This window comes from Streptomyces sp. NPDC043854 (assembly GCF_056436005.1).
This window is the reverse complement of the sequence record NZ_JBWKDK010000016.1, coordinates 119,016-141,816: the sequence shown is the minus strand read 5'-3', so window position 1 is coordinate 141,816 and position 22,801 is coordinate 119,016. Positions and strand designations below refer to the sequence as shown.

Sequence of the window (22,801 nt, the reverse complement as noted above, 5' to 3'; positions counted from 1 at the left end):
TGTGGCCGGGGCCCTGCCCGTTTCAGGGGTCCAGGTGCCGCCACCAGCGGGCGAGGGCCGGCAGCGGCGGTTCCGTCCCGGCACCGCTCGGCCCGTCGGCGTACCGCAGGGCGAACCGCGCCTCGTCCAACGGCAGTGCGTACCGGTTGCGGGGACTGGCGTACCGGGGCGCGCGGCTCTGCCACGCGATGCTGCCCGCCACGTACCGGCCCAGTCCTTCCAGATGGCGGGCCAGGTGCGGGTCCGCACCCGGTGCCAACCGGTCCCGCAGAGCGACGAAGAGGTCCATCACCCGGTCCCGCAGGGCCACCGCGCGCGGCACGGCCTCGGCGGGGGAGCAGTCCTCCTCGTGGGCGATGACGTTGACCAGGTTCACCTCCGGCGGATCGAGGTGGTCGTCCTTGTCGTACGAGAACAGGTCGTTGTCGGCGCTGACGATGAAACCCGCCGCATCGGTCAGCGCCGACAGGGCGGGTGAACAGAGCACGTCCGCCGGCAGGCGGACGTCCCGGGCGGCGTCCGACCAGGTCAGTGAGAACCGCGTGCCGTTCGCCAGCGAGCCCATGGCCGCGAAGTCGTTCAGCGACGGCATGGTTCCGGCCTCGGCCTGGGCGGACTGCCAAGCCGCCCCCAGCAGCCAGTCGCGGGTGCCCCCGACGAACCTGTGCAACTGGAAGGGGCTCAGCCGAGCGTGGCTGCGGCGGACCAGGTCGTCCAACGCGCGGGTCATGGGAGCGTCCGGCAGCAGAGCCGCGTCGGGGTCCTCGATGGTCCGCAGCAGCCGCAGGCCGTGCTCGGTGACGGCGGCCGTGCCCGCCCCGCCGCTGCCCGAGTCCTGCCAGTCGTCGACGGCATTGGCCCAGTAGTTCCACTCGATGAACAGCAGCAGGGTCTCCGGGTCCCCCTCCGGTACGATGCGGCAGGAGAAGTCGGCGCTGTGAGTGGCCAGACCCCACGCCCGTTCGACCGGATCCGGATAGATGCCGAACGCATCCAGCCACTCCACCGCCCGGGCCTCCAACTGCTTCGCCTCGGGGTGCAGGAGATCACGCTCCAGCGGGCAGTAGAAGGCGGGCAGCCGGTCCCCGAGGCGCGAGGGGCGCGGCGGCCGGGTCACCGCCCGGCTCCCCGTTGGAAGAGGAGCAGCCGTGTCTCCATCGCGTGGTCGCGCCAGAGCCGGAAGAGCTTGCTGTGGGCCACCGTCGACTCGCGCAGCCGCTCCGGGCTCCAGGCGGCGGGCCCCCCGCCCGCTTCCAGCCGGTCGAGTTCGGCCGTGTTCCACGCCATCGACTGCACCCAGAACTCCGCCACCGGGTCGGTGACGTCCTCGTTCCCCACCAGCTCGAAGCCTGCCTCCCGGGCCGCCGCGAGGTACTCCTCCAGCGGCCCCAGCCGGGTCCGGTAATAGCCGTCGACGAAGTCGAGCCACTCCGGCCGGCAGACGAAGTGCTCCTGGATCCCGAACCATCCGCCGGCCTTCAGCGCCCGGGCGACGACCTCGAAGAGCCGTGCCCGGTCGGTGTAGCCGCTGCTCTCCAGGGCGTAGGCAGCGTCGTACCGTCGGCGCTCGTCCAGGCCGTGCACGTCCTGCAGGACCGGCGTGACCCGCCGGCCGACCCCCGCCTGCCGGGCGAGGAGTTCGACGACCGGTACGTGCTCCGCCACGATGGTCAGGCCGGTGACCTCGGCCCCGTGCTGCTGCGCCCAGTACAGGGCGGCCCCTCCGAGGCCGCAGCCTATGTCGAGGATTCGGCGGGGCGGCTTCTCGTACGCGCCCCAGGAGCGGGCGGCGTGGTCGACGATCGCCTCCTGGGCGTCGATGAGGCGCTGCTTGAGCGTGTCCTGCGGGACGGTGGTGCGGGGGTGTTCCCCCGATGCGAACAGACCGACGTGGAAGTGCACGCGCGGCCCGGGGCCGTATTTGTGGAGGATGTCCTGCGTCTTGCGGCAGTAGTAGAGCTGTACCCGACGTTCGTCCCGGCCCATTCCCCGGTCGCCGCCTAAAGAAGACCCGTCGCCGCCTATAGGAGATGTGAGGGGGGTAATGCTCATCTGTGACGTCCTTCCCTTGTGTGGAGGGCCGCCGGGGAGTGGGTGCCGCTGCGACGGCGCATGCCCCGGCGCGTACGTGGAGCAGGGGTCATCGTGGCACCTCGGCGGTGGCGCGTCAGCCCGCCGGGCGCTGCCGGCCGCCCGCCGGTACGCCGTCGAAGGCGGTGTCGGAAGTGCCGGGCGGTCTTCCAGCGGCCGGTGTCCTTCCTGGAGAACTCCACCGGCGCCCACGCGTTGCAGAACGGCGGCCTGTGCGCGGGTTGGCGCCGGAATCACCCCAAGGGGTGAGGGCCGTCGACGACGTCGGCGCCGCAGCCGCGCCGGCGTTCACCGGGTTTGACGAGTGGACCGGACCGGCGGGTACCGCCGACGGAGTGTCAACCCGCCCCGCCGCCATACGGCTTCGGCGTACGGCGCAGCCCAGGTCGCCGCAACGAGAGCAGGCAGTCCGAGGCCTGTCGACCAGTGCTCCGCGGGGCAGGCCGGGACGAGGACCGGGCGGGCCACGAAGCGCGCCCGCCCCTCAGGCAGCTGTGCCGCAGCGTTGGATCACAAAGGGCGTCAGCCGGGTCGGGTGTGGCCGCGGCCGTTTGGATCCCCCGGTCGGGCTCCGGAGGCACCCCGGTCCTCTGACGGCGTCGCAGACTGGGCCCTGGCCCTCAAACGCCCACGGGGCCGGTGTCCGCCGGGCGGCGCCCCGGTACGGCGCGGGCCGCCAGGGCGTGGAGGAACCGGACGTACGGCGACCAGCGGGCGGGGCGCGCGACCCGTCCCGTACAGGCGAGTTCGGCACGGTCCAAGGCGTCCTCCAGACAGGCGTCGTGCATCGGGCGGAAGGCCAGCGGCCAGGTGATCCGGGCCAGTCCCCTGGTGCGCATGGAGATGGTGTGGTGCAGCCGGGTGTGCTCCGGGCCGGCCGGCAGCACGGCCAGTTCGTGGAAGCCGTGGAAGCCCTTCGGCCCGGTGAACTCGAAGCGGATCCAACGCCCGGGCACGTATCCGGAGACGGTGTAGCGCACCGGACCGTGGCCGCCCACCGCGCCGACACCCAGGGGGCGGTCGAACTCCATGGGAGACCAGTCGCGGCCGGGCCACAACCGGTCGCCGTCTCCGCTCGCCAGGCTGTCGACCAGAGCGCTCACTTCACTCTCCTCGGCGGCCAGCAGACGCTCGTGCACGTTGTAGACGCCCATCGGGTCCTCCCCTCAGTATTGGAGACCATTCTCCAATTAATTGGAGGGTAGTCTCTGATTCATGGCGCGACCACCCCGTTTCGACACCGGCCGGCTCCTCGACGCCGCCGTCCGCCTCGCTGCCGTCGGCGGACCCGCCGCCGTGACCATGTCGGCGGTCGCCCAGGCCGTGGGCGCTCCCAGCGGCTCGGTCTACCACCGCTTCGCCGGACGTACGGCACTCCTGGCGGAGGTGTGGCTGCGCACCGTCGAGCGCTTCCAGGACGGCTACCACGCCGCCCTGAAGGGCGAGGGCGACCCGCGGCGGGCGGCACGCGCGGCCGCCCGCCACGTGGTGGGCTGGAGCCGCGCACACCCCGCGGAAGCCGCCGTCCTCCTCTACGGCGCCGCCGACTTCGGCCGCGCGGAATGGTCCGAGGAACACATCCGCCGCGCAGACTCCGGCAACGCGCAGGTCTTCGCCTCCCTGCGCGACCTCGCCGCAGCCCTGGGGGTCACCGACGACCAGGGCCGGGACACCGTCGTCCTGGCCCTGGTCGACATGCCGCTGGCCGTGGTCCGCCGCCACCTGCGCGCGGGCACCCCGCTGCCGCCGCACGCCGAGGACCTCGTCGAGCGGTGCACGGCCGCGCTGCTGGCATAGGCGGCCGACACGGCCGACCACCGCACACCGGACGGCTGCGTGCATGTCGCGCGCCTACAACCGAAGACGATCACGCAGATTCCCAACGGCACAATCAGGTAGAGCGAACTAAGCGGCCTCGGGGAAGTGGGCGGCGCGGGGGCGTGACCCACTTCCCCGAGGCCGCTTAGCGCAGCCACACGGGGAAGAAGCGTTCGTGCTCCTAGCTTGTGTCGGCTGACCGACAGTCGCGAGGTCTGTACCCGGCAGCCCGCCACGCCGCCCCCTCACGGCCCGTCACGCTGTTGTGGGAACACCGGCGTTGGCGAGGATCTCGCGGGCCGGCAGCGCGACGCTCTCGGCGGCCGTCAGGCCCGTGGCCGCCAAATGGGCGTCCACGATCCGCAGCCCGACCGCGTACCCGGCGAAGTCCGGCAGCCCGACGGGCTCGGCCCCCATGAGCCGGGCCGTCGCGTCGCCGTACACGTACGGGGGCAGCCGGTGCATCCCGGCCACGTCGATGCCTGCCGTGACCTTCTCGTACGCCTCGTCCAGCTCGGCACCCGACAGGGCCGTCGCCCACGGTCCCATGGCCTCCTCGCCCGCCAGTTCCCGGACGAAGGCCTCCGCCAGCCCCTCGGCCACCACCTGCTCGCCGACGGTCACCGCCGCGGGGTCCCAGACCACGTTGGCGTACCGCACGTTGTGGTGGAGCTCGTGCGCGGCGGCGTGGCCGATCTTCGCCAGGCTGGTCTCGGTGGGCCACACCATGAGGTGAATGGCGCCCGGAATGCCGCCCGTGCCGAGGTAGCCGGCGCTGCGGACCGTGAGGTGCTCGTCGTCGGGGTCGCCGAGCCCCAGGACGACGTGCACGTTCGAGGCGGTCGCGGCACCGGGTGCGGCGGCACCGAGGCGCTCTCGCGCCGCGCCGAGGCAGTCCTCGACGCGGGCCCACACGCCCGCGTCCCGCATCCGGTGGACGGCCTCCGCCAGGGCGGGGGTCGTCGTGGTCGAGCGGGAAGCCGCTCCCGGTCCGGTGCAGCTGCACGAGGTCGCTGATCGGCGGCCGCCCCGTACACCCCCTGGCTGCCACGGTCCCGGCAGCCCTCGGCGCAGTGGCCCTGACCTTCATGTGGGCCACCATGCCCTGGTGGTGGACCCACCCGCACACCGACATGACCGCCACCGGACGCCTTGTGGTGGGCATCATCTACCAGCCGCTGGTCCTTTGGGGACCGTTGCTCGCCGCTGTCACCGTCTCGTACCACCGGCGTCGGCGCCCTCGTCGCTGGTCGAGCGGCAGCGAAGGCTCCCGCACGTCTCGCCGTTCCACGTGGGACGGGCATCGGATCCTTGGAGACAGGGCAGGACAGCAGCCGGCGCACCGGGTCGGCGGGTGATGGCACGAAGTGTGGGATGGGTGTCGTTGACGTCGCTTGGATGAGGGCCGCAGGCTGAAGTGGTGGATCGACAGCGCATCGTGTTCGTGGTCTTCGAGAGGTTCCAGTCACTCGACCTCGCCGGACCGCTCGAGGTATTCCAGCAGGCGGGTCGGCTCCGTCCCGGTTACGTCTGCGAGATCGTGGGCCCTGCGCGGGGGCTGGTGCGGTCGGACGGCGGCTTGCGGATACACGCCGACCACGGCATCGGTGATCTGGACCCCGACGGGATCGACACCCTGGTGGTGATGGGCGGCAGCGGGGTCGACAGGGCCCGGTCGCACCGGGTACTGGTGGGCTGGATCGCCGCCGCCGGAGCCACGGCTCGCCGGGTAGCGTCGGTGTGCAGTGGGGTGTTTCTGCTGGCCGCGGGAGGGTTGGCCACCGAGGGCCTCACCTCTGGAACATCCGGCTACGCCGACAGCAGTCCCGTCCCCATCATCTCCCGGGCCACCCTCAACGCCCTCAATGAGCGGATCGCTGCAGCGGGCGGCACGGCAGTGCCGATGAGCCGCTTCCGCCCCAATGTCGTGGTGGACGGATGGGATGAGCCGCACCTGGAGGACCAAGCCCGGCGGACCGTGATCGGCAGCGCCGAACTGGGGTTTGCCAAGCTCGCCATCCGCTGCGCCGTCACCCTTGTCGATCAGATGACCGGCAGCAGGACCGGGCCGGAACCTCTGCGCACACTCGCCTCCTACCGGGGCGCATCAGAAGGGGGTGTGGCCTTCGGCGCGAAATATTCGGTGCTGCAGGCCGGCGAACTGGCCGTGGGCGACGAACTGGCCGTCACCGCTTGGGAGGTACCTGCCAAGGTCTAGGTTCCGTACGGCGTTGCATCAGCGCCCGCGACGGCGGGCGGGTCCGTCGAGGTCATCTTGCGGCGCAATAAAATCGAAAATCTGCAGATGGAGGTCCACGAAATGAAACTCCCGAACTCCGCGCACACCTCCAGGCCCTGGCGTGTCCACGAGATCACGCCCGACTTCCGCCTCTATGACGTGTGGGCGCTGCCGACGCCCGGAGGCCCCGACGACTTCCCGCACCTGGTGCGGCAGACAACCATGGGCGACACGTCGGACAACCCGTCCTGGGTCGCCCGCACGCTCTTCGCGATCCGCTGGAAACTCGGGAAGCTACTCGGCTGGGACAACCCCGACTCCGGAGTCGGCGCTCGGGTGCCGACGCTGCGCGACCGGCTGCCGGCCGATCTGCGTGAGGGTCCGTTCGGACCCGAGTTCAACCGCCTGCCCTTCCGCTCGATCTACCTGACGGACAACGAGTGGGCGTCGGAGATGAGCAACCGGACCATGCACGGGGTGATGCACATGAGCTGGGTCCCAGACGGAGCTGGCGGCTACCGCGGCCAGATGGCCGTGCTGGTGAAGCCGAACGGCCTGTTCGGGAAGGCTTACATGGCCGCGATCGCGCCGTTCCGGCACCTGCTCGTGTACCCGCCGCTGATGCGAGGCATCGCATCCGAGTGGCGAGCCGACCCACCCCAGAACCCCACGCCCGCGACCTGAGGAGTGTCCGGCGGATCGCTACTGACTTCGGCTTGTCGGGGTGAATCTCCGTGAAGTCCTGATGACGTGGATCGGTGGCTGTATTCCGTGGTGTGCGAGGTATGCGGATGGGGCGGGGCGGGCCGACTTCCGTGGGACGGCAGCGTCGTGAAGCGGTGCGGATGCCAGCGGCCCAGCGGCCCAGCGGTTTGCGGCGCTGCTGGCCAGGCGGGACTTGCCGCTTAAGATTCCGGAATGGAAATCGAACTATCTGACTATATGGACGAACTGGTCGAGCTGCAGGAAGCGAACGACGCAGCGCATGCCCAGGTGAAACGCCTTCAGGAGGAACTCAGCGACGTTCAGGAGAAGACCGACGAGCAGCAGGTGGCCTGGCGGGACGCGTGGGAAGACTGGCGTGAGGTCTGGGAGCCGCTGCAGGACTACCTGACCTACTACGCGGAGACGATGGGTCTGGACCGCGGCGAGCTGGAGGCCGCGGTGCAGAAGGCGGCAGGCCACGTCCCGCTGCCAGTCGAGGACTGACGGGCTCGCTGTCAGTCGAGGCCTGACGCGCGTCGCCCCGTAGGCAGCCGCCGCGAGGGGGGTCGGCGACACCCACGGTGCCGGCCCGCTCCCGGCCGGTGGGAGCCGTTCCAGAAGATGCGAAACCGCGGGCCGCGAGCAGCGGGCGAACCTCACGAATCGAGGGGGAGACAGTGGCGCGGTCCACCCGTACAGCTCCGCCAGCACACCGTGCGGCAGCCCCAGCCACAGGTGGACCAGCGTGACCAGGAGCCGGTCGATGAACACCAGCCGTCGTTCGGGCCCCGCGCCGATGGCCCGCCGCCGGTCCCCGCCACGGCGCTCGCGCAGCGCCGACTCGCGGGTGGGGTGGTGGCCTGCCACCTGGGCGCGAGTCCTCACGGCTCAGGCTTGTCCGCGGCCGCGGCGGAACCAGCGACGGGAGGTGGAGCGCGCCCGGCCGCTGGTCGGGGGAGTGGGGCGCGGCTGCGCGAGGCCGGGGTGGCCGAACGGGGGAAGGTCCTTGAACGATGCGTGGAGGGTCACGTCGGGCGCGATCCGGTTCAGCTCGGCGCGGACCAGTGTCAGCGGGTGGTCGGGGAAGCGTGCGTCCCACTCCTCGTGGTCGCCGACGTGGTACGGCAGTCCGCCGGTGATGTCCGGGCCGTACGGGTGGGGCGTGAAGTACCGCTCCGGGCCCACCTCGGCGAGGACCGTCGCCTCCCGTATGCCGGTGACCGGGCCCTCGCCGGCCTGGATCTTCACGACCGTGCTGCACTCCGCTCTCGGCACGGTCCAGGAGGCCAGGAAGACCTGGCCGCGGCCGTGCGGCCGCGGGACCTTGACCAGCTGGCGGACCGCGGGAAGCGTGTCCACCTCCCCGATGACGGCCTCGATGAGGCCCGCCCCGGCTGCCGAAACGGACCGGGCGAGGCCGTGCTGGAGCCGGTCGGCGGCCTCCAGGGGCGCGGGCAGGTCCGGCTCCAGGCCGAAGAAGTGGACCGAGAGCACGAGCCCGCGCGCGTCGGTCCACACCCCCGGTTCCCGTTCGGTGAAACCGGTGAGATCCATGCTGGTGATCGGCGTCGTCATGGCCCCATCATCGCTGGCCTCCGCCGGTAGCCGGCGCTCGCGCTCGCGACAGGCGGCCACGCCGGGGGCTGTGTCTGGTTTGCCGGTCTGAGCCAGCGGTGCCCCGGCCCGGGGCACCTTCACGTCGCGTGGGCGCTGGCGTCAGTTCGCCCGTACGGGCGCCCACAGGCTGACGCTCCACACGTCCCCGTGCCCCGCGTGGTAGCCCCTTTCCTCCTCCTCGTCGTCCACGACGAGGACGGAGACACAGGACGCCTCCGCCCGGTACTCCAGGAAGCCACCCTGGTCGGTGACGGTGAACTCCAGGACCGGAGGGACGCCGGAGAGCGCCTCCCGTACATCCGCCCAGGCGGTGTACGGGGCGAACTCGACGCCGGTGCTCCGGCTCCACCGCGCCGCCAGCTCGGGGGCGTTCGCGAGGCGGTGCAGCTCGATCGACCCGCCGGACATCACCCACTCCTCCCCGGGGTTGAAGTAGAACTCGACGAATCCGTAGTCGCGGCGCAGCGAGGCGCCGCCCTCGCCGACGACATCGACGCAGGGGTGCTGCAGGGCCCGGTCGACTTCGCCGAGGGTGGAACCGATGCCGATGCCGATGCCGTGCAGGCGTCCGGTCGTGATGAAGGAGGTCAGGAATTCGATGCCGGTCACGGCCAATGCTCCAGTTTGTCGATCAGGGCCTGCATCTCCGCCCGCACAGCCGCCATGACCGGGCTCGGTGCGTGGTGCGGAGTGACTACGCCAGCGGGGTTGTAGCCGGTCCAGCCGGTGCCGATCCGGGTGCTGCCGGTCTTGAAACCGCCCTCGCCGTCACCGCGGTAGAGGTGGAGCTTGCCGGGCCGCTCCCGCCCGTGCTTGCAGGGGCGGGTGGCGGCCAGGCTCGGGAACGGGGTCCGGGCCGGCGGATGCCCACCGTGGTCCGCCCCCGGTAGGCGGAGTTGTCCTGTGGGGGGCGCTGAACCGCCCCCCAGGATCCCGCTAACGGCTATCGCGCCCGCTAACGCTGATCACGGCGTCGCCGGTTCAGGCGGAACGACGGCGCCGGGCTACGGCGTACAGCGCTCCGCCGAGCGTCACGGCCGCGACGGCGAGCCCGCCCGCGGTCAGTGCGGTGGATCCGGTGTTGGCCAGGTTGCCGCCCGTACCGCCGTACGGGCCCGGGGTGGTGCCGGTGTTCGGGGTGGTGCTCGCGGAGGCCGAGGGCGACGGCGTGGCCGAGGCGGAGGCGGACGTCGACGGGCTGGGCTGCGTCTTGTCGGCCGGGGTCACGGTGATGGTGAGCTTGGCCGCGTTGTTGCTGAGGTCCCGGTCGATGTCGGCGATCTTGAGCTGGCCGGGACCGCGGTCGGCCTTGTACCGGTACTCGCCCAGGTAGGTGCCCGGCTTGACCCACGGCTCGATCTTGAAGACCCCCTTCACCGAGCCGCCGGTCCCGCCGAACACCCGGCGCCCCTCCGGACCCGGGCGGCCGCCGACGAAGCTGATGCCCGGCGGCAGCACGAACTCGGTCTCCACCACCTTGCCGTCGGCGGCCGTGTCAGCGACCGAACCGGTGCCCTTGATCTGCCAGCCCGGGTTGAGCAGCACCTGGCCGCCGGCCGGGCCGCTGCCGGTGGCCCCGTCGACGGTGAAGTCGGGCTGATTGGCGGGGTTCTCGACCCTCACCTCGCGGCCCCAGCCATGCCAGGCCTTGAACGGCTCGGACGGCACGACCTTGACGGCGGCGGCGGTTCCCTTGACCCCGCCCTGCCCCGGCTTGTAGATCGGCCTGCCGCCCGGGGTCCAGCTGACGTAGAAGAGGTCACGCCACAGCTCCGGGGCCGCGGTGACGTTCAGCCCCGTGTCGATCCGGTAGTACTTGCCCGGCTCGAAGGTGCCGGTGAAGCTGCAGAACAGGTATTCGTCGCGGTAGTCCCGCACCGGGTCGACTTTGAAGTGTTCGCAGTTCGACGGCCGCTCCTGAGGATTCAGCTCCAGGCCGGGCGGCAGGTGGACGCCCAGCTCCGCCCCCTCGACGGGCTTGTCGCCGATGACCGTGAAGCCGAGGCGGAGGCTCTGCTTCTGGCCGTTCTCGACCGTGGTGTCGAGGAGTTCCTCGGAGGTCGCGAGGCCGCTGTACTGGTCCGGGGAGCCCTTGGGCCCCTTCTGGTTCTGCTTCCCGGCCGCGGTGTCCGGGATCGCCGGGCTCGGCGACGGCGCTGCCTGGGCAACGGCCGCGGCGCCCAGTACCAGCGCGCCGGCAGCCAGTGCCGCCCCGATCTGCCGCGCGGCCGTGATGCGCGTGTGGTTCGACCTCATCAAGATGGTCCCCCTCGTGTCATATGGGTCAGGCGTTCCAGCACCCCCGACCCCTGTACGACCGACGCCGGGCCCGACGGGTTGCCCTGGAAAGATCAAAAAATCAGGAGGGTGAGTGGGTGGGCGGTTCAGGCGGCGCGCATGCCCGCCCGGTGGTCCGGGTACCGGGGGATCCAGCCGAGTTCGCGGGTCGCCTTCGCGTGGGAGACCCGCAGCCGGGTCTTCAGCATGAGCTCGCCGAGGTACGGGACCATCAGCCGCAGCGCCCACCCGGGAAGCAGGATCCGGCGGCCGCCGCGCGCCGCGGCGAGCTCGCCCCAGTGGGACGGCCGGTCGTCGACGATGTTGTACGCCTCGCCCGCCCGTCCGTGCTCCAAGGCCGCGACGGTGGCCTCGGCGGCGTCCTCGACATGGACCCACGGCACCACGCCGCCCCCGCCCAGCGGGACGGGCATGGCCCGGCTCCCCGGGGTGGGGTCGAACCAGGTCCCCGGACCGTAAAAGACCCCGTACCGCAGTGCGGTCCCCGCCACGTGACCCGCGGCGAAGAGTCGCCCCTCGGCCTCCAGGAGGCCGGTGACCACGTGGTCGGCGACGGAGTCGCCGAGGACGCCGAACGGGTCCTCCTCGGTGAGGAACCGGTCGCCATGGTCCCGGTAGCCGTAGCCGAGGACGAGGGACTGGGTGAGGAACCGGCCCGCCCCGAGGGCACCGGCCGCCTCCAGCAGGTTCGTCGTGCCGCGCCCGCGCAGCACGTTGCTGGGGTCATCCGCGGTCAGCCTCCGCTTGGGCGCCTTGAGCGCGGTCAGCTGGTGGATCACCGCGTCCGCCGCCAGACCGTCCACGGCGCGCAGCAGGCCGTCCCGGTCCAGCACGTCGGCGCGTACGGGCTCGGCGCCGAGGGCGCGCACGGCCGCGGCGGAGCCGTCCGTCCGCGCGAGTGCCAGCACCTCGTGCCCGCCGCGGATCAGGGCGCGGGTCAGCGGACGGCCGATGGCACCGGTCGCTCCGGCGAGCAGGACTCTCATCGTCAACCTCCTGGGACGGGCCTCACGGCCTCACGGGTACGACCAGACGACAACGGGGCCGCCACGTACGTGACACCCCACCCGCCCCGGCCGGGGTGATCCGCGTCACGGTGTTCGCAGCCCGCTCAGCTTGTCCGGGTTGAACTGGAACCGCAGGTTTCGCAGTCGGCCGTCCTCCAGGTCGAAGGTGAGCGCGCCGATGGGGGCGCCGCCCATCAGGCAGAGGATGCCGAGCTCGCCGTTGACGACGGCGGTGGCGACGGTGGCGGTGGCCATCCTGGGCTTGGCCATGACGCCCAGCAGCCAGCGGGCGACGTTGGCGGGACCGTGCAGCGGGCGGATGGCGGCGGTGACCTTGCCGCCGCCGTCCGACCAGGCGGTGACGTCGGGGGCGAGGAGCTCCATGACGGAATTCAGGTCGCCGCCGGCGCAGGCGGTCATGAACCGGGCGGTGACCTCCTCCCGCTGCGCGCTGTCGGTGTCGAAGCGGGGCCGGCGGGACCGGACGTGGTTGCGGGCCCGGTGGCCGATCTGCCGGACCGTCGCCTCGGGGCGGTCGATGAAGCCGCCGATCTCGGCGTACGAGTAGCCGAACACCTCGCGCAGGACGAACACGGCGCGTTCCACAGGAGCCAGGGTCTCCAGGACGACCAGCATCGCGGTCGAGACGCTCTCGGCCATCTCGCTCTCCTCGGCGACGTCGGGCGAGGTCAGGAGAGGTTCCGGCAACCAAGGGCCGACGTACTGCTCCCGGGTGGCGCGCGCCGAGGTGAGCCGGTTCAGGGCCAGGTTCGTCACGGTGCGGACGAGGTAGGCCCGCGGGTTGCGCACGTCGGAGCGGTCCGCCTTGTGCCAGGTCAGCCAGGCGTCCTGGACGATGTCCTCCGCGTCGGTGACCGTGCCGGTCATCCGGTAGGCGGTGGCGAACAGCAGGCGTCGGTGCTCGGTGAAGGGGTCCTGCCCGGGCCCGGGCGCGTTCTCGGTGATCACCGGCGCATCGTGCCAATGCCTCGACCGGCCGGCAAGAGCCCGCCGCCCCGGCGGACGGGCCGGTCAGGCGTGCGAGCCGCCACCGGCGCGGCTGTCGTCGTGATCTCCTCTGCCTGGCCGCGGGGGACGCGGTGCTGGCCTTCGCGGGCGATGTACTGCGGGAGGGCCTGAACGCCTCGCCGGAAGGCGGCCGGCGCCTTCCCTGTAGCTGCGGACCGGGAGTTCGCCGGCATCTGGATCCGGCAGAGCGGATCCGACGACAACTCAAATCCGGCGTTGAGCTGAAGATTTCCGGTCATGGATTCCTCTTCGCCCAGCAAACGCCCAAGCCGTCCCTACGATCAGATCATGGGACCCCTGAAGCCGAATCTCATAGAGCTCATACTCGGCCTGCTCTGCTTCCTGTCGGTCTTCGCAATCATGGCAAAGGTCCTGCTGCCCCGGATTGGGCGGACCCTTGCGGAGCGAGAGGCCGCCACCGAGGGCACGCTGAAACGGGCTGAGGAAGTACAGCTCGAGGCGCAGCGCGTTCGTGCCGAGTACCAGGCTGAGTTGAGCGCCGCCCGCCACGAAGCCTCGCGGATCCGGCAGGCGGCGCAAGAGGAGGGTGCGGCGCTGCTCGCCGCCGTTCGTGCAGAGGGCCAGAAGGTGCGCGACGAACTGGTCGCTGCTTCCTCTGCGCAGCTCGAGGCGGACCGGGTCATTGCCGAGGCCGAGCTTCGCGAGGGGGTACTCGAGTTGGCCACCGAGCTTGCCGGCCGCATCCTCGGCGAGCCGCTTGCCGACGTCGAGCGCAACCGCGTCATAGCTGACGCGTTCTTTGCCGACGTCGATGCAGAGTCCACCCCCACGAAATGAGTGCGCCGCCCGGCCCTGCTTCGCCCGCACCCAGCACCCACGCGGGGCCGCGGGCGCGGTGTGGCTGCGCCTGGGGCGGGACGGGGCCGGGTCAGACACGGAATCGGGACCCGCCGGTAGCTCCGGGCAAGCCCAAGAGCAGCCCGGGCAAGCCGCCCCTGGACGGCGGGCTTGCCCACGCCACCCCGCTACCCGGCTGCACGCGTGCCTGCCCGCGCGAGCGGAGCTCCTCGGTGGGGCCGACGATCCGCGCCCTGTGTCGGCTCTTGAATCACTCGCGCTGCGGCTCGATCTTCCTCTGACGCGGATCGAGGGCGCTGGGCACGAGCCCTGGTTGGAGCAGCCCGACGCCGTGCGTGCGCACCTTAGGCGCTTCGTGCAAGGCACGGTGGGTGCATAGGGCACCGGCCGGCTCGCTGGCTGGCTGGCCTGACGACGGGCCGATGCGTAGACCTGCGCCACGGCGACGGTTCCTCGCACGTTCGGTGAGCCGACACAGGGCCTGTCAGGCCGAGCCGTCGTAGTAGAACCTCGTGTCGTTGCAGTTGAAGTCCGTACCACCCGCGCCGTCTCGCAGGCAGACCCTCAGCGTGTAGTTACCGCGGAACGGCTGGGGTAGGAAGCCGCTGGTCCAGCCGTCTTCGGCGCCACCGACACAGGAACCGGTGCCGCCCGCGGCGTGACGCGTCACTTTCCACGAAGTTCCGTCTTTGGACAAGCTGCCAACGGCGCGGTAACCATCCGTTGGCCCCTTGTCGCAGACCCTGAGGAAAAAGAACTCACCGCTCAGGTACGCGTTTGCGCTGCCGTACCCTCCTTTGGGCACGGACGGCTTCGTGTAGACGGTCCAGTTCGCGGAGGCACTCGCCGGAGCTGCGGCGAGCAGTGTCAGGGCCAGACCTGTTGCGGCACTACCGGCGGAGAATGCCAAACGTGCAATGCGCATGATCACCCCTGCTCATGAAGGAGACAGTCGGAGGCAGTCTCGCTGATGGTTGCGCCTCGTGAGAGGCATGTTTCGGCCTTCCTCCTGGCGCCACCACCAGGCCGACGCCCAGAGGCGGCTGTGGAAAGGCCACATGGCAGATACAAGCTACTGGCTGGGGCGAGGCGCACGCCGTTCTGCTGCCGGACTGTGAACTCCAGACGAGGACGTGGATCTGCGGGCCACCGACAACGGACCGCGCGCCTTCTGACCGGCACACCAGGCCTCGGCCGCTGCAGCTGTTCCGGTTCCACCCGGGCCCATGCCGGGTGGCGGCGGCCGAGGCGGCTCTGATCCGGTCGTCTGGTTTGGCCGGGTTGAAGGGTGTGGTGGTGGAAGGCCCTTCGCAGCCCCGGACGCCGCCGACGAGCCCGGCACCGTCGGCTTGGGCGCCCCTTCCCCGTCGGCGCTGCATCCGGCCAGCGCCAGGACCGCAGTGACGGCCAGCCCCGCCCGCGTTGCAGCGCCGAGCCGCCGCACGCGCCCGAGGTGCTGCCGGCCTGGCCGCCCGGTGGCCGGCCACGCACCGCCGCCCCGGCCCCCGCACACGACGTGCGGGGGCCGGGGCGGCGGGGTGTGCTGCGTGTGGCCGGCGGGTCTACGGCTGGGTGAAGTAGCCGAGGAGGTCGGCGATGACGTGATTGCTGCCGCCCCAGCTGTTGAAGACGCTGACCCTGCCTGATCCGACCGGGGTGGTCACGTGGTTGGGGACGGTGGTGCCGGGGAGCGTGTTGAGGCTGCTGGCGCCGGGGAGGGTGCCGCCGAAGGCGTACGCCGTCAGGAAGCCCGGGCCGGTGGTGTCGGTCGCGGTGACGTTCAGGACCGCGCCCACCGCGTTCGTCAGCGGGGAGATGCGCTCGGTCGGGCTGTCCGAGGCCGGCAGGACCGGCGTGGCGGTGAAGGCCGCGGTCAGCACGCCGGCGGCGGTCGCCTTGACCGGCTGCTCGGCGACATCAGGTCGGCAGCCGACGGCCACCGCGAAACAGCCGGGCGAGCTCTCCCACCGCGGCGCGCCCGGACCTGCCACCGGCGGCCCACCCTTGAGGGAAGCGAGGCAGCAGAGTTGACCGTGTCGGTGCTGCGCTCAGCGGGACCGGTGCAGCTTGACCTGGGGGCGCGATGCCTTGCGGAAACCGCCGCCGTGCTGCCCGATGCCATACAGAACGGCACCAAGCACCCGTGATCCGCACGACATGGACTGGCCTCCACCACGCCTCCGAGCCCGTCGTACCGGTGTGCGACCATCGCTCGACGCACATCACCCTGGGGGGCTCATGCCAACGCCATGGGTGTCCACAAGACGCCCGATTTCCACCGTATTGACCTGCCTGCTGGCTTTCCTCGCCGCACTGCTCCTGCCCGTGAGCGCCGCTCAGGCCGCGCCGGCCGCCGAGGACTGCGTCAGCGCCCCCGAGGGGCGGTACGCAGGTACGTTCACCACCGCCGGACAGACGCACTGCCTGGAGCTGCCGAGCCCGCAGGGCGCTCGGATCGCCGCCCTCACCTCGCTCGGCGGCGCGGGCGTCACCGTCCAGGTCGAGCTCGTCGACCGGAACGGCACCGCACAGTGCACCGCCGGCGACCTCAGCCGCGGCGAGTGCGCCCTGACCGGAACGGCACCGTTCCGTGCGCTGGTCCGCGCCGGTGACGCCGAGGAGACCGGCCCGTACGGCGTCCACTTCGTCCGAACGGACATCCTCCAGAAGGACTGCCAGGTCCTGCCCGCCGGAAGCTTCGCCGACGACGCGGCGGCCGTGCGGCTCGAGACCGGCAACGGCGTCTTCTCCCACTGCCTGACCATCCCGGCCGACGCCCACTCCACGGCCGAGCTCCTCCGGATCCGCTACGGCCTCCCGGAGGACTCGGAGCTGTTCCCGCAGTACACGCTCCGCGTGGTCGACACCGACGGCAACGGGCCCTCCTGCTACGACCACCCCGCCGCGGGCCAGCAGCTCCGCACGGACGGCCTCACCAGCTGCGCCTTCACCGCCGGCAAGGCGTACACGCTCCTCCTGCAGGGCCAGGACGCCCCGCGCAGCCACACCCTGGACCGCCGGGACGTCACCGCCACGGCCCGCGGATGCACCACCTCCGCCGCGACGGCGGTCGGCGCCCCGGCCACGACCGGCACGTCCGGCCAGAACGGCACCCTGCGCTGCCACCGCATCACCACGGCCGCCGCCACCGACCGGCTGCGGGTCGACGTCCGGGACACCCACGACTCCACGCACACGCTGGTCATGGACGACAGCGGCCGCATCGCCTGCTACCAGAAGACCTGGGAGTGCACGCCCAGCGGCTCCACCGGCTACCAGGTCGTCACCCAGGTCCCGCAGAACTGGTCCCTGCCCGCCTCCTACCGCCTCGACGCCTGGCGGATCGCCACGGCCGCCGGGCCCGCGCCCGAATGCACTCGGGCCGGCTCGGTCGCGTACGGGTACGGCCCGCTGACCGGCACGCTCACCGAGGACCGCACCGGCGTGTGCGCCGCCCTGCCGAGCACCTCCGACGACCAGTTCAAGGTGGACATCACCACCACGGACGGCGGGGCGCACATCCCGGAGCCCGAGCTCTATTCCGACTCCGGGCGCAACCTGTGTACGGGCCACTCGTCCCCGTACAACTGCCAGGCCGCCGGCCAGAGCCTGTTCGTCCTCGCGCTCCCGGACGCCGCCGCCCGTACGGCGTACCGCGCCCAGCTCGTCTGCACCACCGCCCCCTGCGGCTCCGAGAACGTGTCCGTCGGCACGGTCACGCCGAACACCGCGCAGAGCGGAACGGTCGCCACCCTCACCGTGACGGGAACGGCGCTGGGCATGGACACCACCGTCCGGCTGACCGGCGGCCCGGCACCGCTGACGGCCACGACCGTCTCGGTCTCCGACGACGCCCGCACGCTGAAGGCGACCGTCGACCTGCGCACGGCCCCCGCCGGCAACTGGAACATCAGCGTCAGCGCGCTCGGCGTCCAGTACCCGCGCGGCACGCTGACGGTGGCGCCGCCCGCGACCTCCGGCCAGGGCACGTACAAGCCGGTCGCGCCGACGCGGTTGATGGACAGCCGTATCGGTTTGGGTGTGCCGAAGGCGAAGGTGGGCCAGGGCGGAACGGTGACGCTGCCGGTCACGGGCACCGCGGGTATCCCTGGGACCGGTGTCACGGCCGTGGTCTTGAACGTCACGGCGACGGAACCCACTACGGCGAGCCATGTGTCGGTCTATCCGGACGGTACGACGCGCACGAGTGCGTCGAACCTGAACTTCGTCGCGGGTCAGACCGTCCCGAATCTTGTCGTCGTCCCGGTCGTGAACGGGAAGGTGAGCTTCTACAACAACGCCGGTTCGGTGGATCTGATCGCTGATGTGGCGGGCTACTACACGACGGACGGTTCGGGTTCCACGTACAAGCCGGTCGCGCCGACCCGGTTGATGGACAGCCGTATCGGTTTGGGTGTGCCGAAGGCGAAGGTGGGCCAGGGCGGAACGGTGACGCTGCCGGTCACCGGCACGGCCGGTATCCCTGCAACCGGTGTCACGGCCGTGGTCTTGAACGTCACGGCGACGGAACCGACTACGGCGAGCCATGTGTCGGTCTATCCGGACGGTACGACGCGCACGAGTGCGTCGAACCTGAACTTCGTCGCGGGTCAGACTGTCCCGAACCTCGTCATCGTCCCGGTCGTGAACGGGAAGGTGAACTTCTACAACAACGCCGGTTCGGTGGACCTCATCGCAGACGTCGCCGGCTACTACACGACGTAACGCCGGTCGACGAAACCCTTGCAGGCCCTCGCCCTCCCCGGGCGAGGGCCTGCACCGTTCCTGCCCGTCCAGCAGCGAGCCTGTACGTGCTTCAGGACCGGCCGGGCCACGAGCCGATGCGGACCGAGGGCATCGCGGCGGCCCGCGGGATCGAGGCTACGGTGGCGGCGAAGGTCGAGGGAGCACGGTCGAAGGCGAAACGCCCGGCCGAGCGCGGGTGGTTGCTGCAGGAGGCATCGGGCGCGTTCAGTGCCGGCCGCAGCGGTCGCCGGGGCCTCGGCCGGTGCCGACCGACCGGGTGTGAGTTCCAGAGCACAGAACGGCTGTGCTGTGCGCGGACGGCCCGGCGAAGCGCCAGCGGTCGAACCCCGCCCCGCCACCGCATCCGCAGCCGCGCCTGCTTCGCCAGCCCCTTGCGGCGCGTGGTGGCGCCAAGGGACGGCCGCCGGTCACTGCGCCTGGCGCCGGCGGCCAGATGGCCGACAGTGCGGCCACCTGCCGGGTGACGGCCACTTGCCGATCGGGCGCGTACGACAGCGCTGCGTTGGCGGCGGGGCCGACGATGTACCAGCCCCCACACGTTCCACGGCTGGAGTTCCCCGGTGCTCGAACGCAAGCGGCTCAAGAGCCGCGTCCGGATCACCTTCGTCTTGCCCGAGCACACCCCGGTCGGGCCCGTCAGCGTCGTCGGGGACTTCAACCACTGGAACCCCGCCGCCCACCCCCTCCAGCCTCGTGGCGACGGCACACGCGAGGCCACCGTCACCTTCCCCGCGCACACCACCCACTCCTTCCGCTACCTCGCCGCCGGCGACTACTGGTTCGACGACACCGACGCCGACCACCACGACGGCACCAACAGCCTCCTCCACACCTGACCCACACCACGGCGAAACCCGCTGTGCGTGGCCTGCCGGGCCGTGAAACCAGGTGCCCGTTTGCGCCCACCCACCTTCTTCCCGCCGTCCCACCCGGACGTCGAGCGCGGGACGTTCGCCGCGGCCCGCACCGACTGCGAATCCACGACCGCCGCCGTCGGGTCCACGTCGCGGTCCTCCTTCACCCGCACGCGGTCCGCAGCCGGTCGACACCGTTTTCCGACCACGTAGCGGACCGCGTCCGGCATCACACGGTGGCAATAGCCCTCGAGACGGCCGCCCCGGCCCTCCGGCCACGCCAGCACCGGCAACGACGCCCGTAACAACAGGGCCTCCTGGTAATACTCGGTTGGGATCGCAACCCCGAGCTGCCAAGAGGCCCTTGTTTCATGCGCCGACCGCGCGACGATCAGAGCCAGCCCTGCCGTGCCGCCTTGAGGCCGGCCTCGAAGCGGCTGGTGGCGTGGAGGCGTTCCATCAGCGCGGCCATTTGCCGTCTGACGGTGCGCAGCGATACTCCGAGACGTTTGCTCGCCGCCTCGTCGGTCATGCCCGAGGCCAGGAGTTTCAACAGTTCGAGTTCGGCTGCTGTGGGGTGCGTGTCGGTGGTGCGGGGGCGGTCCGCCCCGAGAGGGACCGCGGAGTTCCACGTCTTTTCGAAGAGGGTGATCAGGGAGGCGACGATCCCGGGCGCGCTGGTGCACAGAGCGCCCAGGCGGGAGTTGTCAGGGTCGATGGGAACGACTGCGACAGTGCGGTCGAACACCAGGAGGCGCGGCGGAAGCAGCGGGCTGGTGCGCACCTGGCCGCCCTGTTCGGTCAGCCACCTGGCATAGGCCAGCGTTGCCGGATCGTTGCGGGCGCTGTCCTGGTACACCGAGCGCATCTCGATGCCGCGGGCCAGCGCGCGTTGGTCCAGCGGGCGGGAAGCCTCCAAGCTGGCCTCCGACAGTGCGCTGCCCGGCAAGATCGCCAGGCATTCCCGGACCAGCCCGTGGGCGAGCTGCTCAAGTCGGTTCTGGATGGCGTCCATCCCCACCAGCCGTTCCGCGCCGTCGACCTCGGTGTTCGGACGGAGCTCCGCGAACTCGGAGACCACCTGAGCCGCAGCCGCCTTGCTGCGGGCCAACTCCTGCTGCTGTCGGACGAGTTCCTCCTCCTGGCGGCGAAGCAGCAGTTCCAGGCCCAGTTCGGGCCGCACCGCCCGGAGTGCACCGGGGCTGTCCCGTGACGGTCTGAGCAGGTCGAGGTCGACGAGCCGGTCCAGGCTCTCGCGGACCTGCGCCTGCGTGAGGCCGAGGCGGGCGCTCAGTTCGGCGATCCCTCCCGACGGGTCGGCGAGCATCCCCCGGTACACGGCTTCCACATCCGCCCCGAGCCCCAGTGCTTGCAGCATGCCCCCAGCCCCCCAGCTGTACTCCGGCCCCCGCCACGAGCGCCGTGTCCGTGATCGTAAACGGGGTCTGTCACCAAGGTGCCAGACCACTTGGTGACAGTTGGAACCCCTTCCCCGCAGGCAACAGGGACAGCAGCATTGTGATCACCGGAACGGCGGGGCGGAAGTCCCCGACTCAGGCCAGAGCCGCAAGGACGGTCCGGAACAGCGCGCAGCACGCAGCACCGAACGCCTCGCTTCCCGACTCTCGATCCTGGGGGAACCATGTTCCGCACCGCCCGCACCGCCCGCACCGCCCGCTTCGCCGCTGCCGCCGCCGTCTCCACCGTCCTCTGCGCCGGCGCCGGCATCGGCGCGGTCGCCACCTCCTCGATGGCTGCCTCCGCCGCGAACCACCGCATCAGCGCCTCCGCCGACCCCAGCATCAACTGGGACACGGCACCGAAGTCCTCGACCGACAGCATCAACTGGGACTGACAGGCGTGCGCGTCATCCGGGCTTCCCTTGAGGGCCCGCGCCACGGCCCCAACCGCGACACCGTGCTCGCGCTCCTCTCCGATCTCATCTGGGCCCACGCACCCGCGGCGCACGGACTCGAGCACGTGCGGACCAAGGCCTCGGACGACGGCGTGGACGTCTACCTCTTCCTGCGTGCCGCCTCGGAAGCCGCCGCTCTCGACCAGGCCCACGCCATCCTCGACCTTGCCCGGACGCCTCTGCGCGCCCACGGCTACAGCACGCCCACACCAGGTCGCTGACGGCAGCTCAACACGTACCACGCACCCCACACGGGAACGCAGGCCGAGCAACGCCCCCACCACCCGCGCCCACGATCCACCCCCTCCCACCCCCTCCCGCCCACCGCCGGCGACCGATGCCGTCCACGGCCCCGCAAGCGAACGTTCCTAGGGGGAACGCAGTGACCACCACCCTCAGTCAGGCTGCCCGCAAGACCGCAGTCGCCGTCCTGTCCAGTGCCCTCGGAGCCGGACTCCTCACCGCCGCATCGGTTGCCGCCGCCCCTGCGGCACAGGCGGCGACGACCTGCAGCGGATCCGCCTCGATCTACGGCATCCTCCCGGACGGCCGCCTCACCTTCAGCACCATCACGCCCGCCACGGGCGAGTTGAAGAAGGTGTTGGTCGGAGTGGACCTGGGCTTCGAGCCGAGAGCGATGGCCACCCTCAACTTCAACACCATCCTCGTCACGTCGACCACCGGCGCGCTCTACCGCCTCGACGTGCTCACCAACAACACGTCCCTCGTCCTGGAGCGTCCGCCCGTCAAGCTCTTCGACAGCGGCTGGACCCACGACAAGCTCACCTACGACGGACACGGCCACTTGTACGGCACGGCCGGGGGCGTCCTCCTCCAGTACCTGGTCTCACAGCCCAAGCCGACCGGCTCGGCACACATCGGCCAGCGCAAGGAGATGGGCAGCGGTTTCGTCCTGAAGACCCTCACCGCGGCCGGCGATGACCGGCTGCTCGCCACCACCTCGACCGGCGCGCTCTACTCCTACAAGATCAACAGCGATGGCTCGTGGGACCGGGACGACCTCAAGTCCTCGGGCTGGTCCGCCTTCGACCAGATCGTCTCGCCCGGCGGCGGCCTCTACTACGGCCGGATCGAAACCACGGGCGCCATGTACTGGTACAAGGACGCCAACCCGGCCGACGGCACCGGCAGCGACATCGCCTATCACAACGACACACCCGTCAACACCGGTGGCTGGACGCAGAAGCTGCTCTCCGCCCAGCCGGAGACGTTCAGCTGCACCACCACCGCCGATCCGCTCGACGGCAGGGACATCGCCGCGGTGAAGGCGGCCGGCCGCGACCTGATGAACAAGCACGACGGCGGCGCCTGGAACAGCTCCACCCAGTGGAACTGCCTGGAGCAGCTGTGGGACAAGGAGAGCGGCTGGCGCTACTGGGCGGACAACCCGAACTCCACCGCCTACGGCATCCCCCAGGCCCTGCCCGGCTCCAAGATGGACGCCTTCGGCGACGACTGGCGCACGAACCCCATCACCCAGATCAAGTGGGGCCTGTCCTACATCGACGGCCGGTACGGCACGCCCTGCGGCGCCTGGAACCACTTCCTGAACAACAACTGGTACTGAGCCGCCGCCCACGCCCAGGCTTCCCCTCCCCTCACCTCCCCTCCCCTCTTCCCT

General features: G+C 71.2%; 21 protein-coding genes and 2 pseudogenes. 10 read left to right on the top strand and 13 right to left on the bottom strand.

The window, feature by feature from the left end; translation table 11 throughout:
- Window positions 1-22 precede the first annotated feature (22 nt).
- From AC068A_RS17105 to AC068A_RS17095, 3 genes are all read right to left on the bottom strand, one after another.
- Window positions 23-1,117 carry a terpene synthase family protein gene (locus tag AC068A_RS17105; protein ID WP_478585640.1) on the bottom strand — a complete coding sequence of 365 codons (1,095 nt, stop codon included), beginning with the start codon at window positions 1,115-1,117 and terminating at the stop codon, window positions 23-25.
- On the bottom strand, window positions 1,114-1,986 hold the full coding sequence (locus tag AC068A_RS17100; RefSeq protein ID WP_478585638.1) for an SAM-dependent methyltransferase: 873 nt from the start codon (window positions 1,984-1,986) through the stop codon (window positions 1,114-1,116). The genes AC068A_RS17105 and AC068A_RS17100 overlap by 4 nt, the downstream gene beginning before the upstream one ends.
- Window positions 1,987-2,711: 725 nt before the next feature.
- On the bottom strand, window positions 2,712-3,245 hold the full coding sequence (locus AC068A_RS17095; RefSeq protein ID WP_478585636.1) for an SRPBCC family protein: 534 nt from the start codon (window positions 3,243-3,245) through the stop codon (window positions 2,712-2,714).
- Between the two features lie 61 nt (window positions 3,246-3,306).
- On the opposite strand from AC068A_RS17095, the gene AC068A_RS17090 reads away from it, so the two are divergent.
- A complete protein-coding gene (locus tag AC068A_RS17090) occupies window positions 3,307-3,888 on the top strand; it encodes a TetR/AcrR family transcriptional regulator (RefSeq protein ID WP_478585634.1) in 582 nt (193 codons plus the stop codon).
- 276 nt (window positions 3,889-4,164) lie between these two features.
- On the opposite strand, the pseudogene AC068A_RS17085 reads toward AC068A_RS17090, so the two are convergent.
- Window positions 4,165-4,924: pseudogene (locus tag AC068A_RS17085) on the bottom strand (DUF2268 domain-containing putative Zn-dependent protease); the annotation flags it as partial.
- A gap of 405 nt (window positions 4,925-5,329) precedes the next feature.
- On the opposite strand from AC068A_RS17085, the gene AC068A_RS17080 reads away from it, so the two are divergent.
- The 3 genes from AC068A_RS17080 (at window position 5,330) to AC068A_RS17070 (ending at window position 7,357) form a co-directional block, all read left to right on the top strand.
- Window positions 5,330-6,127, top strand: coding sequence for an MOSC domain-containing protein (locus AC068A_RS17080; RefSeq protein ID WP_478585632.1), 798 nt, complete (start codon window positions 5,330-5,332; stop codon window positions 6,125-6,127).
- 102 nt (window positions 6,128-6,229) lie between these two features.
- Complete coding sequence (locus AC068A_RS17075) at window positions 6,230-6,832, top strand: DUF2867 domain-containing protein (RefSeq protein WP_478585675.1); 603 nt, start codon at window positions 6,230-6,232, stop codon at window positions 6,830-6,832.
- A 234-nt stretch (window positions 6,833-7,066) separates the two neighbouring features.
- Window positions 7,067-7,357, top strand: a complete 291-nt coding sequence (locus tag AC068A_RS17070) for a hypothetical protein (protein WP_478585630.1) — start codon at window positions 7,067-7,069, stop codon at window positions 7,355-7,357.
- A gap of 384 nt (window positions 7,358-7,741) precedes the next feature.
- Here the strand turns inward: AC068A_RS17070 and AC068A_RS17065 are convergent, their stop codons facing one another.
- The 5 genes from AC068A_RS17065 to AC068A_RS17045 all read right to left on the bottom strand — a co-directional run bounded on the left by AC068A_RS17065 (window position 7,742) and on the right by AC068A_RS17045 (window position 12,744).
- A complete protein-coding gene (locus tag AC068A_RS17065) occupies window positions 7,742-8,428 on the bottom strand; it encodes a hypothetical protein (protein ID WP_478585628.1) in 687 nt (228 codons plus the stop codon).
- Window positions 8,429-8,569: 141 nt separating this feature from the next.
- Window positions 8,570-9,079: a hypothetical protein gene (locus tag AC068A_RS17060; RefSeq protein ID WP_478585626.1), complete on the bottom strand. Its 510-nt coding sequence runs from the start codon at window positions 9,077-9,079 to the stop codon at window positions 8,570-8,572.
- A gap of 372 nt (window positions 9,080-9,451) precedes the next feature.
- Window positions 9,452-10,726 carry a hypothetical protein gene (locus AC068A_RS17055; protein WP_478585625.1) on the bottom strand — a complete coding sequence of 425 codons (1,275 nt, stop codon included), beginning with the start codon at window positions 10,724-10,726 and terminating at the stop codon, window positions 9,452-9,454.
- Between the two features lie 128 nt (window positions 10,727-10,854).
- Window positions 10,855-11,754: an NAD-dependent epimerase/dehydratase family protein gene (locus tag AC068A_RS17050; protein WP_478585623.1), complete on the bottom strand. Its 900-nt coding sequence runs from the start codon at window positions 11,752-11,754 to the stop codon at window positions 10,855-10,857.
- Window positions 11,755-11,859: 105 nt separating this feature from the next.
- Window positions 11,860-12,744, bottom strand: coding sequence for an RNA polymerase sigma-70 factor (locus AC068A_RS17045; RefSeq protein ID WP_478585621.1), 885 nt, complete (start codon window positions 12,742-12,744; stop codon window positions 11,860-11,862).
- 348 nt (window positions 12,745-13,092) lie between these two features.
- Between AC068A_RS17045 and AC068A_RS17040 the strand changes: the two genes are divergently transcribed.
- Window positions 13,093-13,602: a F0F1 ATP synthase subunit B family protein gene (locus AC068A_RS17040; protein WP_478585619.1), complete on the top strand. Its 510-nt coding sequence runs from the start codon at window positions 13,093-13,095 to the stop codon at window positions 13,600-13,602.
- Window positions 13,603-14,107: 505 nt separating this feature from the next.
- Here AC068A_RS17040 and AC068A_RS17035 read toward each other — a convergent pair.
- Window positions 14,108-14,554 (bottom strand): hypothetical protein, encoded by a 447-nt coding sequence (locus AC068A_RS17035; protein ID WP_478585617.1) that lies wholly within the window; start codon window positions 14,552-14,554, stop codon window positions 14,108-14,110.
- 631 nt (window positions 14,555-15,185) lie between these two features.
- Window positions 15,186-15,614, bottom strand: coding sequence for a hypothetical protein (locus tag AC068A_RS17030; protein ID WP_478585615.1), 429 nt, complete (start codon window positions 15,612-15,614; stop codon window positions 15,186-15,188).
- 334 nt (window positions 15,615-15,948) lie between these two features.
- On the opposite strand from AC068A_RS17030, the gene AC068A_RS17025 reads away from it, so the two are divergent.
- Together AC068A_RS17025 and AC068A_RS17020 are read left to right on the top strand one after the other, a co-directional pair.
- Entirely contained in the window at window positions 15,949-18,348 is a 2,400-nt protein-coding gene (locus AC068A_RS17025; RefSeq protein ID WP_478585613.1) for a hypothetical protein, read from the top strand.
- A 602-nt stretch (window positions 18,349-18,950) separates the two neighbouring features.
- Entirely contained in the window at window positions 18,951-19,226 is a 276-nt protein-coding gene (locus AC068A_RS17020) for an isoamylase early set domain-containing protein (protein ID WP_478585611.1), read from the top strand.
- 56 nt (window positions 19,227-19,282) lie between these two features.
- On the opposite strand, the pseudogene AC068A_RS17015 reads toward AC068A_RS17020, so the two are convergent.
- Window positions 19,283-19,423, bottom strand: a pseudogene (locus tag AC068A_RS17015) (IS5 family transposase); the annotation flags it as partial.
- Window positions 19,424-19,635: 212 nt separating this feature from the next.
- Window positions 19,636-20,622 (bottom strand): LuxR C-terminal-related transcriptional regulator, encoded by a 987-nt coding sequence (locus AC068A_RS17010; RefSeq protein ID WP_478585609.1) that lies wholly within the window; start codon window positions 20,620-20,622, stop codon window positions 19,636-19,638.
- Between the two features lie 264 nt (window positions 20,623-20,886).
- Between AC068A_RS17010 and AC068A_RS17005 the strand changes: the two genes are divergently transcribed.
- From AC068A_RS17005 to AC068A_RS16995, 3 genes are all read left to right on the top strand, one after another.
- The gene (locus tag AC068A_RS17005; RefSeq protein ID WP_478585607.1) at window positions 20,887-21,099 is read left to right on the top strand and encodes a hypothetical protein; all 213 of its coding nucleotides are present in this window, start codon (window positions 20,887-20,889) and stop codon (window positions 21,097-21,099) included.
- Between the two features lie 5 nt (window positions 21,100-21,104).
- Entirely contained in the window at window positions 21,105-21,380 is a 276-nt protein-coding gene (locus tag AC068A_RS17000) for a hypothetical protein (RefSeq protein WP_478585605.1), read from the top strand.
- Between the two features lie 116 nt (window positions 21,381-21,496).
- Complete coding sequence (locus tag AC068A_RS16995) at window positions 21,497-22,747, top strand: aggregation-promoting factor C-terminal-like domain-containing protein (RefSeq protein ID WP_478585603.1); 1,251 nt, start codon at window positions 21,497-21,499, stop codon at window positions 22,745-22,747.
- The last annotated feature ends 54 nt before the right edge of the window (window positions 22,748-22,801 follow it).

Excerpts from the sequence above, each read along its gene's own strand:
- AC068A_RS17100 (WP_478585638.1), bottom strand. The coding sequence starts at position 1,986 with ATGGGCCGGGACGAACGTCGGGTACAGCTCTACTACTGCCGCAAGACG.
- AC068A_RS17095 (WP_478585636.1), bottom strand. The coding sequence starts at position 3,245 with ATGGGCGTCTACAACGTGCACGAGCGTCTGCTGGCCGCCGAGGAGAGT.
- AC068A_RS17090 (WP_478585634.1), top strand. The coding sequence starts at position 3,307 with ATGGCGCGACCACCCCGTTTCGACACCGGCCGGCTCCTCGACGCCGCC.
- AC068A_RS17075 (WP_478585675.1), top strand. The coding sequence starts at position 6,230 with ATGAAACTCCCGAACTCCGCGCACACCTCCAGGCCCTGGCGTGTCCAC.
- AC068A_RS17070 (WP_478585630.1), top strand. The coding sequence starts at position 7,067 with ATGGAAATCGAACTATCTGACTATATGGACGAACTGGTCGAGCTGCAG.
- AC068A_RS17065 (WP_478585628.1), bottom strand. The coding sequence starts at position 8,428 with ATGACGACGCCGATCACCAGCATGGATCTCACCGGTTTCACCGAACGG.
- AC068A_RS17055 (WP_478585625.1), bottom strand. The coding sequence starts at position 10,726 with ATGAGGTCGAACCACACGCGCATCACGGCCGCGCGGCAGATCGGGGCG.
- AC068A_RS17050 (WP_478585623.1), bottom strand. The coding sequence starts at position 11,754 with ATGAGAGTCCTGCTCGCCGGAGCGACCGGTGCCATCGGCCGTCCGCTG.
- AC068A_RS17040 (WP_478585619.1), top strand. The coding sequence starts at position 13,093 with ATGGGACCCCTGAAGCCGAATCTCATAGAGCTCATACTCGGCCTGCTC.
- AC068A_RS17010 (WP_478585609.1), bottom strand. The coding sequence starts at position 20,622 with ATGCTGCAAGCACTGGGGCTCGGGGCGGATGTGGAAGCCGTGTACCGG.
- AC068A_RS17005 (WP_478585607.1), top strand. The coding sequence starts at position 20,887 with ATGTTCCGCACCGCCCGCACCGCCCGCACCGCCCGCTTCGCCGCTGCC.
- AC068A_RS16995 (WP_478585603.1), top strand. The coding sequence starts at position 21,497 with ATGCCGTCCACGGCCCCGCAAGCGAACGTTCCTAGGGGGAACGCAGTG.